The 16375-nt window shown below is 62.5% G+C and carries 17 protein-coding genes; 6 read left to right on the top strand and 11 right to left on the bottom strand.

The features are described 5' to 3' along the window. Nucleotides 1-71: 71 nt before the first annotated feature. A complete protein-coding gene (gene ugpQ / locus B0T39_RS06645; protein WP_081545378.1) occupies nt 72-830 on the top strand; it encodes a glycerophosphodiester phosphodiesterase in 759 nt (252 codons plus the stop codon). Here the strand turns inward: ugpQ and B0T39_RS06640 are convergent. Continuing rightward, a complete protein-coding gene (locus tag B0T39_RS06640; protein WP_081545377.1) occupies nt 817-1521 on the bottom strand; it encodes a substrate-binding periplasmic protein in 705 nt (234 codons plus the stop codon). The genes ugpQ and B0T39_RS06640 overlap by 14 nt on opposite strands. A 6-nt stretch (nt 1522-1527) precedes the next feature. Then, the gene (locus B0T39_RS25585; protein ID WP_176219499.1) at nt 1528-3540 is read right to left on the bottom strand and encodes a methyl-accepting chemotaxis protein; all 2013 of its coding nucleotides are present in this window, start codon (nt 3538-3540) and stop codon (nt 1528-1530) included. 564 nt (nt 3541-4104) lie between these two features. On the opposite strand from B0T39_RS25585, the gene B0T39_RS06630 reads away from it, so the two are divergent. Then, on the top strand, nt 4105-5520 hold the full coding sequence (locus B0T39_RS06630) for an alanine/glycine:cation symporter family protein (RefSeq protein WP_081545375.1): 1416 nt from the start codon (nt 4105-4107) through the stop codon (nt 5518-5520). 67 nt (nt 5521-5587) lie between these two features. Here the strand turns inward: B0T39_RS06630 and hemN are convergent, their stop codons facing one another. After that, entirely contained in the window at nt 5588-6994 is a 1407-nt protein-coding gene (hemN, locus tag B0T39_RS06625) for an oxygen-independent coproporphyrinogen III oxidase (RefSeq protein WP_081545374.1), read from the bottom strand. Nucleotides 6995-7103: 109 nt separating this feature from the next. On the opposite strand from hemN, the gene fnr reads away from it, so the two are divergent. Beyond that, on the top strand, nt 7104-7850 hold the full coding sequence (fnr, locus tag B0T39_RS06620) for a fumarate/nitrate reduction transcriptional regulator Fnr (RefSeq protein ID WP_043590811.1): 747 nt from the start codon (nt 7104-7106) through the stop codon (nt 7848-7850). Nucleotides 7851-8052: 202 nt separating this feature from the next. Here fnr and B0T39_RS06615 read toward each other — a convergent pair whose 3' ends face one another. Together B0T39_RS06615 and B0T39_RS06610 are read right to left on the bottom strand one after the other, a co-directional pair. Then, the gene (locus B0T39_RS06615) at nt 8053-8976 is read right to left on the bottom strand and encodes a DUF1853 family protein (protein WP_081545373.1); all 924 of its coding nucleotides are present in this window, start codon (nt 8974-8976) and stop codon (nt 8053-8055) included. After that, nucleotides 8966-9745: an RNA methyltransferase gene (locus tag B0T39_RS06610; protein WP_081545372.1), complete on the bottom strand. Its 780-nt coding sequence runs from the start codon at nt 9743-9745 to the stop codon at nt 8966-8968. Before B0T39_RS06610 ends, B0T39_RS06615 begins: the two co-directional genes overlap by 11 nt. Before the next feature lie 203 nt (nt 9746-9948). On the opposite strand from B0T39_RS06610, the gene B0T39_RS06605 reads away from it, so the two are divergent. The 3 genes from B0T39_RS06605 to B0T39_RS06595 all read left to right on the top strand — a co-directional run bounded on the left by B0T39_RS06605 (nt 9949) and on the right by B0T39_RS06595 (nt 11557). Further along, nucleotides 9949-10740: an inositol monophosphatase family protein gene (locus tag B0T39_RS06605; RefSeq protein ID WP_081545371.1), complete on the top strand. Its 792-nt coding sequence runs from the start codon at nt 9949-9951 to the stop codon at nt 10738-10740. A gap of 75 nt (nt 10741-10815) precedes the next feature. After that, nucleotides 10816-11214: a VOC family protein gene (locus B0T39_RS06600; protein WP_081545370.1), complete on the top strand. Its 399-nt coding sequence runs from the start codon at nt 10816-10818 to the stop codon at nt 11212-11214. A 16-nt stretch (nt 11215-11230) separates the two neighbouring features. Beyond that, nucleotides 11231-11557 (top strand): hypothetical protein, encoded by a 327-nt coding sequence (locus B0T39_RS06595; RefSeq protein ID WP_081545369.1) that lies wholly within the window; start codon nt 11231-11233, stop codon nt 11555-11557. A gap of 113 nt (nt 11558-11670) precedes the next feature. On the opposite strand, the gene udk is transcribed toward B0T39_RS06595, so the two are convergent. From udk to hscB, 6 genes are all read right to left on the bottom strand, one after another. Next, nucleotides 11671-12288 carry a uridine kinase gene (gene udk / locus B0T39_RS06590; RefSeq protein WP_081545368.1) on the bottom strand — a complete coding sequence of 206 codons (618 nt, stop codon included), beginning with the start codon at nt 12286-12288 and terminating at the stop codon, nt 11671-11673. 95 nt (nt 12289-12383) lie between these two features. After that, nucleotides 12384-13016, bottom strand: a complete 633-nt coding sequence (locus tag B0T39_RS06585) for a glutathione S-transferase family protein (RefSeq protein WP_081545367.1) — start codon at nt 13014-13016, stop codon at nt 12384-12386. A gap of 172 nt (nt 13017-13188) precedes the next feature. Then, complete coding sequence (gene iscX, locus B0T39_RS06580; RefSeq protein ID WP_081545366.1) at nt 13189-13383, bottom strand: Fe-S cluster assembly protein IscX; 195 nt, start codon at nt 13381-13383, stop codon at nt 13189-13191. 132 nt (nt 13384-13515) lie between these two features. Beyond that, entirely contained in the window at nt 13516-13857 is a 342-nt protein-coding gene (gene fdx, locus B0T39_RS06575; RefSeq protein ID WP_048413457.1) for an ISC system 2Fe-2S type ferredoxin, read from the bottom strand. 9 nt (nt 13858-13866) lie between these two features. Continuing rightward, on the bottom strand, nt 13867-15729 hold the full coding sequence (hscA, locus tag B0T39_RS06570) for a Fe-S protein assembly chaperone HscA (RefSeq protein WP_081545365.1): 1863 nt from the start codon (nt 15727-15729) through the stop codon (nt 13867-13869). A 108-nt stretch (nt 15730-15837) separates the two neighbouring features. Continuing rightward, nucleotides 15838-16371: a Fe-S protein assembly co-chaperone HscB gene (gene hscB, locus B0T39_RS06565; protein WP_081545364.1), complete on the bottom strand. Its 534-nt coding sequence runs from the start codon at nt 16369-16371 to the stop codon at nt 15838-15840. Between the last annotated feature and the right edge of the window lie 4 nt (nt 16372-16375).

Here is a 16375-nt window from a genome sequence, read left to right as displayed (position 1 = left end):
GTCATCCGTCTGCAATCCGCCACAGCGACAATAGCGCTTTTTGTCCATGCGGCAAGTTCAAGGAAGCTCTTATGTCCGACTCCGGTTCCGTTCCGGCCTGGCCCTATCCCCGCTTCATCGCCCATCGCGGCGGCGGCGTTCTGGCTCCGGAAAATACTCTGGCCGGTTTTCGCGAAGGTTTGCGCTACGGCTACCGCGGCGCCGAATGCGATGTGAAGCTGTCGGCCGACAATGTCTGCTTTTTGCTGCACGACGACACGGTGGAGCGCACCAGCAACGGCCGCGGCGCGGCGGCGGCGCTGAGCATGGCGCAATTGGCGCGCCTGGACGCCGGCGGCTGGAAGGGCGCGGCTTTTGCCGGCGAGCCCATGCCGACGCTGGAGACGGTCGCCGCCTGCTGCCTAGCGCACGGCATCGCCTTGAACATCGAGATCAAACCCTGCCCGGGACGGGAGGCGGAGACCGGCGCGACGGTGGCGGCGGAAGCCGCTCGGCTGTGGTCCGGAGCCGCGTTTCCGCCCTTGCTGTCGTCTTTTTCCGCCGAGGCGCTGAGCGCAGCGCGGGAAGCCGCGCCGAATCTGCCCCGAGCCTGGCTAGTCGAGCAGGTGCCGGCGGACTGGCAGGCGCGTTTGCGCGATCTGGACTGCGTTGCGTTGCACTGTGATTATCAGAGCTTGAGCGCTGAGCTGGCCGCCGCGATCAAACAGGCCGGCTTTCAATTGCTCTGCTACACGGTGAACCAGCCGGCCGACGCTGAACGTTTGCTGGCCTGGGGCGTGGATAGCGTCTGCACCGACCGTTTGGATTTGCTGCGGCCTATTTCAGATTGAAAGCCTTGATGCTGCCGTCCGCCTTCATCGCCAGGATGGCTTGGTTCAGCCGCTGCATGGCGTCGTCGCTCAACTGCGGATGGCAGGCGAAATAGATGTCCGTTTCATTCACCGCCAGGGCGACGCGCGGCGTCGCCATTTTCATTTTGTCGGCTAGCCCTTGTATGCCCACGTCCAGCGTGGCCAGCAAGTCAATGCGGCCCAATTGCAGCTTGCGCAGGCTGCTTGACGCGTCGGCGCTCTCGTCCAGTGTCCAGCCCTGCTGTTTTAGCCGGCTGGCCACGGCGGTGCCGCGTACGGCGCCGATATGGAATTGCTTGGCCTGCTCCACGCCGCCGAAGTCGCGGGTTTCGTCATGGCGCGCCAGCAGCACCAGCCGCAGGCGGATGACCGGCTCGCTCCAGCGGAACAGCGTTTCGCGTTCCGGAAAGCGGGCGGCGGTCAAACAGGCGTCCGGGGTCTGCTGGACCAACAGCACGGCGCGGGCGGTGGGGTAGGGCGTAAACTTGAACGGCAGGCCGGCGCGCAGGGACAGCGTGCGCATCAGATCGATGGCGGCGCCGGAGACGTGCTGCTGATCGGCTGAGACTTCGATGATGGGAGGCTGGGGGCTGACCAATATGGTCAGCCCGGCCGCGGCGGCGGGGGCCGAAGCCAGCGCCGCGATCAGCTGTCTCAGCAGGCGCGGCATGAGGGCCTAGACGCTGAAGCGGCCGGCAAGCTGGCCCAGCCGCTGTGATACCGATTGCAGTTCGCCGGCGGTCTGCGCGCTGGCTTCGACGGCGCTGGCGTTGGTTTCCGACATCCGCGCCACGCTCTCCACGTTTTGCGCCAGCGACTGGCTGGCGCTGCTCTGTTCCTTCAGCCCCTGAGTGATTTGATGGATGCTGTCCAGCACCTGGTCCACACATTGGCGGATGGAGGCGATGCTGGCGCCGGCGTTGCGGGTGTTTTCCTGGCCTTGCATGATGGCGCTCATGCCGGTTTGCATATTGGCGATGGCTTGCTGCGAGGTGCGCTGGATGTCGGAGACGATGGTGCTGATCTCGGTGGTGGATTGCGCGGTGCGTTCCGCCAGCTTGCGCACCTCGTCGGCCACCACGGCGAAGCCGCGGCCTTGTTCGCCGGCGCGCGCGGCTTCAATGGCGGCGTTCAGCGCCAGCAGATTGGTTTGGTCTGCGACATCGCGGATCACATCGACAATGCTGGCGATGGACTCCGATTGCTGGCCCAGCGCGCCTATGGTTTCCGAGGCAGAGGACACGTCGCGCACGATGCTGTCCATGCTGGCGCTGGCGTCGTGGATGATGGCGTTGCCCTCGCTGGATTGGCTGACTGCGGCGCGCGAGAGTTGATTGGCTTGTTCCGATTGCTCGGCGCTGACCATCAGGCTAGTGCTCAGTTGCTCGATCGCCGCCGCCATGCTGGCCGCCGCCTGAGTTTGCTTGGTGCTGCTGTGGGAGACGTTCTGGGCGCTTTGCGCCATCTGGTCCGCGGCCGAATTGACTTCGCGCGAGGTGTCCAGCAGCTGGGTCACGGTGTCGCGCAATTGATCGCGCATCTGGCCGATGGAGGCGAGCAAGCTGCTACGGTCCTGTTCGCGCAACTGGATGCGGGTGCCCAGCTGGCCGGCGGCCAATTGCTCGACCACGCTTTGCACGTAGAAAGGCTCGCCGCCCAGTTGCAAGGTGATGGACAGGTAGAGCTGGTGGAACAGGAAGCTGGCCAGCAGCATCGCGGCCAGGCCAATGCCGATGTAAAGATTGCGCTGAGCCTGCATGCGGTCGATGCGGGCTTGCAGCAGGGCTTCCAGGTTTTTCAGCGTCACATCGCTGAAGCGGGAGCCTATCTCTGCGTTTTTCGCCGCCATCCCGCTTAGGGCCAAGGCTGCGCCGGTCTGTCCTGTGATGGCTTTGTCAATGGCGGCGGCCTGGCCTTGATGGAAGGCCGCCAGTGCCTGGGACTCTGCGTTCAGCGCGTTTTTCAGCGACGGGTTGTAGGCCAGCGCCTTGGCCAGGTCGCTGTTCAATCCGTCCAGCGTGCCATTGATCAGCGGGCGCAACTCCACCAAGCGGTCGCGCTCGGCTGGCGTCAGCGCTTGACCGGCCTCCGATTTGGCGGCCCAGGCCAGCGCTTCGCCGACGTAGTTGCTGAGCGCGGGCAGTTTGGCAGTAGCGGCGTCCATCAGATAGTAGCTGTCGATGTCCGGGTCCAGCGTCAGATTGGAGTTGTCGCTGGCGGCGCCGAGCAAGGCGTTGAGTTTGTCCGCCGTACTGTCGAAGCTGGAGATCACTTGGGGCGGCGGGGCCGCGCCGATCCGCGACAGCGTGCCTCGCGCGGCGCTGGCGGCTTTCCAGGCTTCGTCGGTTTGCAAGATGGCGCCGTATTGTTCCTGAGCGCTTTGCAGTTGGTTCCAGCCTTGTTCCAGTTGCGCCTGCGCCGCCGGCAACGCGGCCTTGGCGGCGGCTTCGCCCTGCGCCGAGCGTACGGCCAGGTCCTGCGCTTGCTCCAGCGCGCCCAGCAAATGCTGTAGCGGCTGGATATAGGACACCCCGACTCTTTCTTTTTGCGAAAAGTCGATATTGTCCTGATTGGTTCGATACAGACCGTACACCATATAGAGTAAGGCGACGGCAAAGACCGTGCCGATCAGCGCAAAGCGGCTGGGGTAGCTCAAGCGCTGCATCAGCCTTACCACGGGTGTTGTCATGATTTCGCTCCTGACTGTGGCGGCGACGCCCGCAATGTGAACGTCTGCTTCGCCAGTTCCAGAATAGGCAATTTTCACGGGCTGCGATTGCCGCATGAAATGCGATGGCGTGTCGGATGGTCCGCGCATCAGTTCGTCTCGGGAAAGCGCGTGAGCTTTGTCTTGTCAGGATAGGGTGGATAAGCGGCAATAATGCCTTAGTCATCAAAAATGACTTTGGATTGTTTGGACATTGGGTAAATGTTCGGCTATCCGGAATAGTTAAATGACAAAGGCGTGCTTCGAGGCGGGGGAATGGACGTTTGCGCGGCTTTGGCCGAGATCGCCCGGCATTGCCAGCAATCACTCTATTTTGTTAAATTCGCCGGGTTTTGCATTGAAACAGTCTGACGAAGCCGTGTCCTGAACCCGGCGACCCGACGGTCGCGGGGAACGGTTTCGTCAAGGCCGCAATCTTCAAGCCCGGCGACAAGACCGCGGCGAGGACAACCTTCCAGTCTGCAATCCTTCCGGCGCGCGTCGCCTATTTTCCAGATTGCCACGCTCAGAGCTTTAAGAGGACCCATGGACTTGCTTCATTCGTTTATCAATGCCGCCAATGATGTGATTTGGGGCAAAGTGCTGATTGGCCTGCTATTGGCCGTCGGCTTGTATTTCTCGCTGCGCTCCGGCCTGCTGCAGCTGCGGCTTTTTGCGCGCGGCTGGCGCGAGATGATGGGCGGCCGCGGCGGCCACCGCAGTAAGGACGACATCTCGCCGTTCCAGGCCTTCGCCACCGGCCTGGCTAGCCGGGTGGGCACCGGCAACATCGCCGGCGTGGCCATCGCCATCGCCGCCGGCGGACCCGGCGCGGTGTTCTGGATGTGGCTGACCGCCATGCTGGGCATGGCCAGCGCCTTCGCCGAATCAACCTTGGCGCAGCTGTTCAAGACCAATCACCATGACGCCACCTTCCGCGGCGGTCCGGCTTATTACATCCAGAAAGGCCTGGGGCAACGCTGGCTGGGCGTGATCTTCGCCTTGTGCCTGATTCTGGCTTTTGGCCTGGTGTTCAACGCGGTGCAGGCCAACTCCATCGTGGCGGCCACCGAGGGCGCCTGGGGCTGGAACCGCTATATGGTGGGCATCGCCCTGGTAGTGATGAGCGCGCCCATCATCTTTGGCGGCGTGCGCTCGGTGGCGCGCGTGGCTGAATGGCTGGTGCCGGTGATGGCGGCCATCTATTTGCTGATGACCTTCTATGTGCTGGCGGTGCATGCCGCCGAGCTGCCCGGCCTGATTGTGTTGATCGTCAAGAGCGCTTTCGGCCTGGAGCAGGCGGCGGGCGGTTTCGCCGGATACGCCGTGAGCCAGGCGATGATGCTGGGTATCAAGCGCGGTCTGTTTTCCAATGAGGCCGGCATGGGTTCCGCTCCCAACGCGGCCGCGACGGCGACCTCGCGCCATCCGGCAAGCCAGGGCGCGATCCAGATGTTCGGCGTCTTCATCGACACCATGGTGATCTGTACCGCCACGGCTGCCATCATTCTGCTGTCCGGGGTGCATGATCAGGGTTTGAGCGGGGTGGCGCTGACGCAGAAGGCCATCGAGGCCCAGTTTGGTCCGATCGGGGCGTCCTTCCTGGCGGTGGCGATGTTCTTGTTCGCCTTTTCCACCATCATCGGCAATTACGCTTACGCCGAGGGCAATGTCGAATTCATTCGCAGCAATAAGTGGATTTTGTTGGTTTTCCGGCTGATCGTGCTGGCGATGGTAATGTTCGGCGCTGTGGCCAGCTTGCCGCTGGTGTGGGACATGGCCGACTTCGCCATGGGTTTGATGGCCTTGATCAACCTGGTGGCCATTGTATTGTTGTCGCGTTACTTCTTCATCGTGTTGAAGGACTACGAGCGTCAGTTGAAGCAAGGCGAGTCCACTCCTGTGTTCAAGGTGGCGGATTACCCGGAACTGGCGGCCAAGGTGGAAAAAGACATCTGGTAAGCCTATGCCAGGCCCCAACGATAAACAGCCCGCGTCCAGACGCGGGCTGTTTTGTCATGGGGCTGGCTCAAATGGTTTTGGAGTAGCGAGCTTGAGTACGGCGCTCCCGCAGGTGCCGGTCGAAGATCATCGCGATATTGCGGATCAGGAAACGGCCCTTGGGTTCCACCATGATGAAGTCGCCGTCGAAGGACAGCAGGCCCAGTTGCTGGTATTCGCGGATCTGCGGCAGCTCTTCGGCGAAGTACTCGGCGAAGTTGATGCCGTGGATCTCTTCCAGCGCTTCCACCGACAGCGAGAAACGGCACATCAGACCCTGAATGATGCTGCGGCGCAGGATGTCGTCATTGTCCAGCGTCAGTCCGCGCAGCACCGGCAGATGGCCGCTTTCCAGCGCCGCGTAGTAGCTGTCCAGGTCTTTGGCGCTCTGGCTGTAGCAGGGGCCGACCTTGCCGATGGAGGACACGCCAAGGCCAATCATGTCGCAGTCCGCATGGGTGGAATAACCCTGGAAATTGCGTTGCAGCCGGCCCTGGCGCAGGGCGGAGGCCAATTCGTCGTCCGGCTTGGCAAAGTGATCCATGCCGATGAACACATAACCGGCATCGGATAGACGTTGCACCGAGTCTTGCAGGATGTCCAGCTTGGTTTCCGGCGACGGCAGATCGGCCTCGTTGATGCGGCGCTGCGGCATGAACACGGTGGGCAGATGGGCGTAGTTGTACAGCGCCAGCCGGTCCGGGCCGATGGCGATCACCTTGTCCAGCGTGCGGCGCACCGATTCCCGGCTCTGCAAGGGCAGGCCGTAGATCAGATCGACGCTGACGGACTTGAAGCCGGCGTCGCGCGCCGCCTGGATCACCTCCAGCGTTTCCTCCTCGGATTGCACGCGGTTCACCGCCTGCTGTACCGCGGGCTCGAAGTCCTGGATGCCGACGCTGATGCGGTTGAAGCCGAATTCAGCCAGCTTGAAAATTGTAGCCGCGCTGACTTTGCGCGGGTCTATTTCTATGGAATACTCCCCCTCCTTCAAGAACTCGAAATGAGTCTTGAGCAAGGTCATCAATCGTTCCAGTTGCGCGTCGGACAGGAACGTCGGGGTGCCGCCGCCGAAATGCAGCTGTATCACCTGCTCTCGACGGCCCAGACAGGAGGCGACCATCCGGACTTCCTTTTCCAGGTAGTCCAGATACAAGTCGGCTTTGCCGCTGTCCTTGGTGATGATCTTGTTGCAACCGCAGTAGTAGCAGATAGTGTTGCAAAAAGGTATATGAGCGTACAATGATAAAGGTTTCCGGTTGGCGCCGATGCTGCGCTGCCGTAGCCAGTGGATGTAGTCTCTTTCGGCAAAACCCGGCGTAAAGCGATCCGCTGTCGGGTATGACGTATATCTAGGACCTGTCCCGTCGAGGCGTTCAATCAGAGCGCGGTCGAATTCAAAATGGGCAGGAGAAAATGGGTGGGTGGTCTTCATGTCGTATTTGGATAGCAAAACCTCTGGTGGACTGGTAAATTTGCGGAAATCCTGCGAATTTCGCTTTGATAAGGGTCAAGCTTCGTCGCAAGCTTGTACTAAACATGCCATGTCCGATCAGAATCATATCTCTTTGCATAACCTGAAGGTCTCCTGCTCCAACTGCAGCCTGAAGGAACTCTGTCTGCCTGTGGGGCTCAACCGCGAGGAGCTGACCCAGCTTGACGCGGTGATCCGCCAGAGCCGTCGTTTGAAGCGCGGCGAATACCTGTTCCGAAGCGGCGAGGGCTTCCGCTCTCTGTTCGCGGTGCGCACCGGCTTCTTCAAGACCAGCGTGGCCAGCCAGGACGGCCGCGAACAGGTGACCGGCTTCCACATGTCCGGTGAACTGATGGGCTTGGATGGCATTTCCGCCAATGTTCACGGTTGCGACGCCATCGCGCTGGAGGACAGCGAGGTGTGCGAGTTGCCGTTCAGCCGCATGGAGAGCCTGGGTCGCGAAATTCCCACTTTGCAGCACCACTTCTACCGATTGATGAGCCGCGAGATCGTTCGCGATCAAAATGTAATGTTGCTATTGGGCAACATGAAGGCGGAAGAACGTCTGGCCGCTTTCTTGCTCAATTTGTCCCAGCGTCTGTCCACCCGGGGCTTCGCCGCCAATGATTTCATCCTGCGCATGAGTCGCGAGGAAATCGGCAGCTTCCTGGGTTTGAAACTGGAAACCGTCAGCCGCACGCTGTCCAAGTTCCAGCAGCAAGGCTGGATCACGGTAGACCATAAGCATATCCAGCTAGTGATGGTGGATGAGTTGAAGGCGCTGATTTCCGGTTGCGCCCATGCCAACGGCCATTGAGTCCGCCGCTTAGGCAGAGTCGTGAAAGACGCAAGAGCGTGTTTACGATCTGACGAGCTAAGGCGAGACAAGGCGAAAACGGCTGAGAAAGCGGAATGTACAGGTGGTACATGAGCATTTCGAAGCTGGTTTCAACGCCGTATCGCCGACGCGCAGCGGATTGTAAACAGGTTCTTAGGCAAGCCATCGGGCTTGCCTTTTTTCATAGCGTCGGCGCGCAGTCGGCGATTTGCCGCAGCAGCCGCGACAAGGGCGCTTCTTGAGGCCATCCGGGCGGCACGGCGAAGCCGCGCGCTACTTCGTGCCAGTCGCCATCGGGGCCGGGTTGCAGTTCGGCCAGCAGCTGCGGCGCTTCGGCCTGTTCCAGCCGCACGCGCAGTTCCGCCGCGTCGGCGGTGTGTTCCCGCGAGAGGCGCGCCGGTGACAGCCAGCTGAGCCTGGGCAGCCAGGCCCAGCGGGAGGCCGCGTTCAATGCAGGCCAGTCGCCGCGCAGCGGCCAGTATTGCCCGTAGAGGGGCAGAGCGCCGGGCGGAGGTTCCGGCGAGGTGTCCAGGGCGTGGAACAGCCAACCGCTGAGCCGGGCACCGACAGCGCAGCCGTCGAAGCCCGCCGGCAGCGCAGCTTGCGCCGCGGGATGGCGGGACAGGCGCAGCTGGGTCTGCAGCTTATGGGCTTTCAGCGCCCAGGCGTCGCGCAGGCTGGGGCCGGTTAGCGTGTCGGCGCTGCGGCCTAGTTGCAGGTAGAACTTGCTGGCGGCTTCCAGATGCAGCGGTTGGCCGTCCAGGCGTAAAAGGAAGTCGAATTCGCCGACGGTGCGGCCGTCCGGACCGCGCACCGGCAGATTGCTGGCGACCAGTTCGATGTGCGGCGCCAAGCGGAACCAGAAGGACAGCAAGCGCTCGGCGTAATGGCCCAGACGGCGGGTGGGCTGGCGCGCCAGCCAGTGCTGCAGCTCGGCCGGATCGGCGTCCAGCGCTTGCAGCAAGGCCGGGCCGTCTGCCCCCAGCAGCCGTTGTGGCGGGATGTCCGCGCCGCTGCGCCAGGGGGTGGGCGCGGAGAGCAGAAAAGCCAGATCGCGCACCGCCGGATGCGCGTAGGGCAGGGTGAACGGCGGCTTATTCGCCATCCGGTCCGGGCGCGTCGCGGCGGACTTCGCCGTCGGCGGCGCGCTGCACCTGTTTGAGGAAGCCGCGCAGGATGTCGATCTCCTCGCGCAGCAGGCCGGCGCGGTTGAACAGGGTGCGCATCCGGCGCATCATCCGCTCGCTGTTGCGGCGGCGGAAATAGCCTATCTTGTCCATGGTCTGTTCCAGATGGCCGCAGAAGCCCTCCACCTCGCCCAGCGCCGCCGCGTCGCTGTCGGCGCGCAGATAATCGACGTCCACGCCGGTGTGGCTGAACAGCTCGTAGGTCATCACCTGCACTGCCATCGCCAGATTCAGCGAGAAATAGTCCGGGTTGCCGGGGATGGTGACCAGACGGTTGCATTGCTCGACTTCTTCGATCGACAGACCGAAGGTTTCATTGCCGAACACCAGGGCCACTTGTTCGCCGGCGCGCGCGCGCGCCACCAATTCCGGCGTAGTCTGACGCGGGGTGGACAGAGGGGTGGTCAGCTCGCGGCGGCGGCTGGTCAACGCGCAGGCGATGGTGACGTCTTGCAGCGCCGCGGCGAGGCTGGGCACCACGGTGGCCTGTTCGAGAAGATCCACCGCGCCGGAGGCCAGCGTATTGGCTTCGTCGCTGGGAAATACTTTGGGTTCAACCAGATAGAGCCGGCTCAGGCCCATGGTCTTCATCGCTCGGGCGGCGGAGCCGATATTGCCCGGATGGTTGGGGCGAGCCAACACCACGCGAATGTTTTTCAGAAAATCAGGTACTTGGGGTTTATTCATCAGCAGTTTCACATTAAAATAGCCGGCTTATCGAAAAGCCCGCGCGCCGTTATTGCGCGCAAGGCCAGCGCTTGCCGGATGGGCAGGCATGCCGCCTTGCCCGATTGCGCCGGGTTTTTCTTGTTCCTTAACCCAGATTGTTACTAGCAGACGTCGCGTCATGTGGCGGACGTCTGTCATGGTTGAAAGTGTAGAGGCCGTCAATGCATCCGATGCTCAATGTCGCGGTGAAAGCCGCTCGCCGCGCCGGCAGTGTCATTCAGCGCGCGTCGCTGAATCTCGACGCGGTGCGCGTAGAGCGCAAGAAACACAATGACTTCGTGACCGAAGTCGACCGCGCCGCGGAAGAGTCCATCATCGCTTCCATTCTGGAAGCTTATCCCAAGCACGCGATTCTAGCAGAAGAGTCCGGCGCGAAAGGCATCGGTTCGTCGGAATACGAGTGGATCATCGATCCGATCGACGGCACTACCAACTTCCTGCACGGCCACCCGCAGTACGCGATTTCCATCGCGCTGGCGCACAAGGGCCAGGTGCAGCAAGCCGTGGTTTTCGACCCCAACCGCAACGATCTGTTCACCGCTTCGCGCGGCGTCGGCGCCTTCCTCAATGATCGCCGCATCCGCGTGTCCAAGCGCTTCATGATGAATGAATGCGTGATCGCCACCGGCTTCCCGGTGTCCGACCAAAGCTATATCGACCAATACCTGGGCATGCTCAAGGATGTGCTGGCCAAGACCGCCGGCGTGCGTCGCGAAGGCGCGGCCTCGCTGGACCTGTGCAATGTGGCCTGCGGCCGCGTGGAAGGCTTCTGGGAGCTGAACCTCAAGCCTTGGGACATCGCTGCGGGCAGCCTGATCGTGCAGGAAGCGGGCGGCATTGTCACCGACTTGTCCGGCGAGCAGGGCTGGCTGGAGTCCGGCGACATCGTCGCCGCCAACCCGAAGGTGCTTGCGCAACTGCTGCACATGCTGGCGCCGCATATCGGCAAATAAGCGTTGTCGGCTTGGCCTGAGCGGCTAAGCGCGTCACGGCGTCCTCGGGGACGCCGTTTTTGTTTGGAGCATGAGATGAAACAGTTTTTGGGTTCGGTTGCCCTAGTGGTGGCGGATTACGACGAGGCCATCGCCTGGTATGTGGACAAGCTGGGCTTTGTCTTGCTGGAGGATGAGCGTCAGGGCGAGGACAAACGCTGGGTGCGCGTGGCGCCACCGGGGGCGAGCGAGTGCGCGTTGCTGCTGGCCAAGGCAAGCAATGCGAGGCAGCAGGCCGTAGTGGGCGCGCAAACTGGTGGCCGCGTCGGCTTCTTCCTGCATACAGACGACTTTTGGCGCGATTACCGCCGCATGGCCGCAGCGGACGTGAGCTTCAGCGAGCAGCCGCGCGAGGAGGAATACGGCACCGTGGTGGTGTTCGAGGATTTGTATGGCAATCGCTGGGATTTGCTGCAGTTGAAGTCCGACGTTTAAACGCTGGCAGGGCCCCGTGAATAACAAAGAGCCGCGCATTGCGCGGCTCTTTGTTATTCACGTCGCCAAAAACCGCCGGCTCGTCGTCGGCAGCGGCTTGCGGCTGCGGCGGGTAGGCGTCCGCTTCGTTCCAGTCCAGATCAAGATCCAGTTCGACCAGCATGGCCTGGCGTCCGGCCTGGCGCTGGCCGGAGCGGCTCCGCCCGTGGGCGCCGCCTTTTTTCATGATGGGCGCGCAAGCGTGCGGATTGCGCGGTTTGATTGTGTGCATGGAGTGCTCCTGTGCTTGGATCCCGCTGCGAAGAGCGGGCGGAAGACGGCGGCGCGGACGCCGCCGCATTAAGTCTGAGCGGTTAACAAAAGCTCGTCGAGTATCTGAGGCAAGGCGCGCCGACGCAGGCAGTATGAGTACGACAAGTCGGCGCAACGCAGCATCAGGGGTTTTGTTAGCCGCTCTTAGCGTACCATCAGGCTGGCCACCTTGGTGGTGATGATGTCCACCGCCGGATCATTGGCGCCATGAGGCAGGATCACGTCGGCGAAGCGCTTGGTGGGCTCGATGAACTGGTTGTGCATCGGGCGCACCGTGGTCAGGTATTGCTCGATTACGCTATCGGTGGTGCGGCCGCGCTCGGTGATGTCGCGCTTGAGGCGGCGGATGAAGCGCACGTCGGAATCGGTGTCGACGAAGATCTTTAAGGACATCATGTCGCGCAGCGCGGCGTCGTACAGTGGGAACAAGCCTTCGATGACAATGACCGGCGCCGGCTGCAGGGTGATGGTTTCTTCGGCGCGGGTGTGGTTGGCGAAGTCGTAGACCGGCATTTCGATCGCGCGACCGTTGCGCAAGTCATCGATGTGTTCGATCAGCAGCGGCCAGTCAAAGGCCTGCGGGTGGTCGTAGTTGGTGGCCAAGCGTTGTTCGAAGGTCAGATGGCTCTGATCACGGTAGTAAAAGTCTTGAATGATCACAGCCGCCATCTCGGAGCCAATGGTTTCCAGCACTTGATTGGTCACCGTGGTTTTACCGCTGCCGCTGCCGCCTGCAACGCCGATGATGAACGGGGTGGTCATGAAACTATCCTTCTACGCGTAAAAATGATAAAAAAACGCGCCATTCTAATGAGTTATGGCGCGTCCTTCCACTCTAATTGCGACATCGGGCGCTATTAAGCGCGCTGACCTTCCGCCTGGGCCGCGCCATACCATTCCCGCATAGCCGGCAAAGCCAGTAGATGGTCGACATAGGCTTGCGATTGTTCCGGCAATTTGACGTTGTAAGTGTGGAAGCGGGTGGCGATGGGGGCGAAGAAGGCGTCGGCGATGCTGAAGCCGCCAAAAATGAATTCGCCGTCGGCCTGATGGCGCGGCAGATGCTCTTCCCATAGCGAGATGATGCGGGCGATGTCGAACTCCACCGCCGGCGTGCTTTGGTAATTGATGTGGCGCAAGGTCAGATTCATCGCCAGGTGTTCGCGCAGGGCGGAGAAGCCGGAGTGGATCTCGGCGACGATGGAGCGGGCGACTGCGCGCAGTCCGGCGTCGTCCGGCCACAGCGTGGCGGCGGGAAAGCATTCGGCCAGGTATTCGCAGATTGCCAGCGAATCCCAGATCCGCAATTTGCGATCTATCAGCACCGGCACCTTGCCGGCCGGATTGGCGGCGAGGATGCGGGCCTTGGTGTCGGACAGGTAGAGATCGATCTGCTGCTCTTCAAACGGCTCGTCCAGCATTTTTAGCACCAGCCAGGGGCGTAGGGACCAAGAAGAGTAGTTTTTATTGCCGATGATGAGGGTAAACATCAGGGAGCTCCGTTTCGAAAGAGGGGGCTGCCGGCGGGCTGTCGCAGCCTTTGTCCGATGATACCGCCATCGGTACGGCTTTTCCTATGCGGCGGCTGCGAGTTTTTGGCGCTAGACGGCAAAAAGGCCGCGTCAGGGAACGCGGCCTTGCCGAAACAGGGGGCGGATAGACTTATTCTACCTCGTCGATCCAAGCTTGTTGGATCGCCTCCAGCACGCGTTCGCCGCCGCGGCTGTGGTCGTCGTCAAAATCCGGCAGCTCGACGACCCAGTTGTGCAGATCGACGAAGCGCACGGTCTTGGGGTCGATTTCCGGATGGGCTTCCGCCAGTTCGATGGCGATGTCCAGCACGTCGGTCCATTTCATCTTCTTGTCTCCAGAGCGGGGAACCGTTCATAAAATCCAGCGCAGCGGCTGTAGCAAGGCGCGCCGCCGCAGACAGTACATGAGGTACGGCAAGGCGGCGCAACGCGGCTACAGGGATTTTAGGGCGTGTTCCTAGTGGTGTTCGCGGGCGTGGTTGATGGTGTACCGTGGGATGTCTATCACCAAGTCCTCATCGGCGACAATCGCCTGGCAGGACAGGCGGGACTGGGCTTCCAGTCCCCAGGCCTTGTCCAGCAGGTCTTCTTCCAGCTCGTCGGCTTCGTTCAGGGAGTCGCCGCCTTCGCGGACGATGCAATGGCAGGTAGTGCAGGCACAGGACATCTCGCAAGCGTGCTCGATCTCGATGTCGTGGTCCAGCAACACCTGGCAGATGTTCTGGCCAGGTTCGGCGTTGTCGATGACCACGCCTTCCGGGCAAAGGTCGGCGTGGGGCAGTACGATGATTCGCGGCATGGCGGATCCTTACAAATCGGAAATGTTGTGGCCTTTGAGCGCGCGCCGGATATTGCGGTCCATGCGGCGCGAGGCGAATTCTTCGGTGGCGCGGTTGAGGCGGCCGGAGGCCTCGTTGACCTCGCGCGCGATTTGAGCGGCGGCGATGGCCGCGTCCACGGCGGCCAGCGCCTGTTCCACCGCGTTGCGCTCGTCGGCGTCCAGCAGATCGCCGTCGCTGGCTAGCGCGACGCGACAGGCTTCGCTGAGACTGGTGGCGTCGACGACGGCTTCGCGCAGCTTGCGCGCCTCGATGTCCTCATGCACATGGGCCATGGACTCGGTCAGCATGCGGCTGATTTCCTCGTCGCTGAGGCCGTAGGAGGGCTTGACCTCGATACGGGCTTCCACGCCGCTGGTCTGTTCGCGGGCGGACACTTCCAGCAGGCCGTCGGCGTCCACCTGAAAGGTGATGCGGATGCGGGCCGCGCCGGCCACCATCGGCGGGATGCCGCTCAAGGTGAACTTGGCCAGCGAGCGGCAATCGGCCACCAGTTCGCGCTCGCCCTGCAGCACGTGGATGGACATCGCGGTCTGGCCGTCCTTGAAGGTGGTGAAGTCCTGCGCGCGGGCCACCGGGATGGTGCTGTTGCGCGGGATGATCTTCTCGGTCAGGCCGCCCATGGTTTCGATGCCCAACGACAGCGGGATCACGTCCAGCAGCAGCCACTCTTCGTCGCCCTTGTTGCCGGCCAGGACATTGGCCTGGATCGCGGCGCCCAAGGCGACGACCTTGTCCGGGTCCAGATTGGTCAGCGGTTCCTGGCGGAAGAAGTCGCCTACGACTTTTTGCACCTGAGGCATGCGGGTGGCGCCGCCCACCATCACCACACCCTGGACCTCGTCCGCCGCGACGCCCGCGTCGCGCAGCGCCTTGCGCACCGGCAGCAGGGTCTTGTCCACCAGGTTCTTGGTGATGCCGCGGAAGGTGTCCTGGTCCAGCGTCAGGTTCAGGGCCTGGCCGTCGGACAGCAGGGCGGTGATTTGGGTCTCTGCGTGCTCGGTCAGCGCTTCCTTGGCTTCGCGGGCGCGGGTCAACAGCAGCCGGGTGTCCTGAGCGCCCAGCCCGGACAGGCCGGCCTGCTCAAGCATCCAGCAGTAGACGCGGTGGTCGAAGTCGTCGCCGCCCAGCGCGGAGTCGCCGCTGGTGGCCAGCACTTCGAACACGCCGCGGCTCAGTTTCAGAATGGAGACGTCGAAGGTGCCTCCCCCTAGATCGTATACGACGTAGATGCCTTCGCTGCCGTTGTCCAGCCCGTAGGCGATGGCGGCGGCGGTAGGCTCGTTCAGCAGGCGCAGCACGTTCAAGCCGGCCAGGCGCGCGGCGTCCTTGGTGGCCTGGCGCTGGGCGTCGTCGAAATAGGCCGGCACCGTGATCACGGCGCCGGTCAGCTCGCCGCCCAAGCTGGCTTCGGCTCGTTGTTTCAGGGTGCGCAGGATGTCGGAGGAAATTTCAACCGGACTTTTGATGCCGCCGCGGGTCACCAGTTGCAGCATGCCTGGCGCGTCGACGAAGCGGTAGGGTAGGTTGCGGACGTCCGGCAGGTCGGCCAGGCCGCGGCCCATGAAGCGTTTCACCGAGACGATGGTGTTGTGCGGATCCTTGTTCTGTTCTTTCTGGGCTTCGTAGCCGACGCTGACGGCGCCTTCGTCGGCGTAGCGCACCACCGAGGGCAGCAGGCTGCGGCCGTGCTCGTCCTTGAGTACGGCGGCGGATCCGCTGCGCACCGAGGCCACCAGCGAGTTGGTGGTGCCCAGATCGATGCCGATCGCCAATCGGTGTTGGTGAGGGGCGGCGGAGAGGCCGGGTTCAGCGATTTGCAGTAAGGCCATATTCAGTTCAAATCAGTTCGAGGTAAGCCGCCTGCTGCGGCGAAGGCGGATAGGGAGGACAGGCCGGAGCGCGATCCCCACGACGGGGAAGGGCCGGCGGCCGGGAGCTCAGTCGAGCAGTGCCTCGATGGCATCGCCGATTTCCTGGTCCAGTTTTTCCAAAAACCGCAATTTTCGCACTAGAAGCGCGGCGGCGTCCAAGTCGGCGCGCTGGTCCAGCGCCTGTTCCAGCTCGGCCTGATGCGCGCGGCTCTCGTCCCGCAGCTGGCGCGACAGCATCTCCAAGCGTTCGAGTTCGCCGCCGGCGCGGGCATCTTCGATGTTCTCGCGCCATTCCATCTGCGCCATCAGGAAGGTGGCCGGCATCTGGGTGTTGGTGTCTTCCTGAGTGTCGACTCCGGAGAGCGTCAGCAGGTAGCGGGCGCGGTTCAGCGGCGACTTCAGCGTTTGGTAGGCTTCGTTGACCCGGGTGGCCTGCATCAGCGCGCTGCGTTTTTCAGCGTCGGAACTACTGGCGTAGCGGTCGGGATGGACCTGGGCCGCGGCGGTGCGCCAGGCGTGTTCCAGGGCCGGGCCATCTATGGCGAAGCGGCGCGGCAGATTGAACAGGGAGAAGAAGTCTTGGCTGAAATCGGTGCTCATAGGG

The sequence above is a fragment of the Chromobacterium haemolyticum genome, from assembly GCF_002081825.1.
Taxonomy (GTDB): Bacteria; Pseudomonadota; Gammaproteobacteria; order Burkholderiales; family Chromobacteriaceae; genus Chromobacterium; species Chromobacterium fluminis.
Note: the sequence above shows the minus strand (reverse complement) of the source record. Positions and strands in the feature narration are given on the sequence as shown.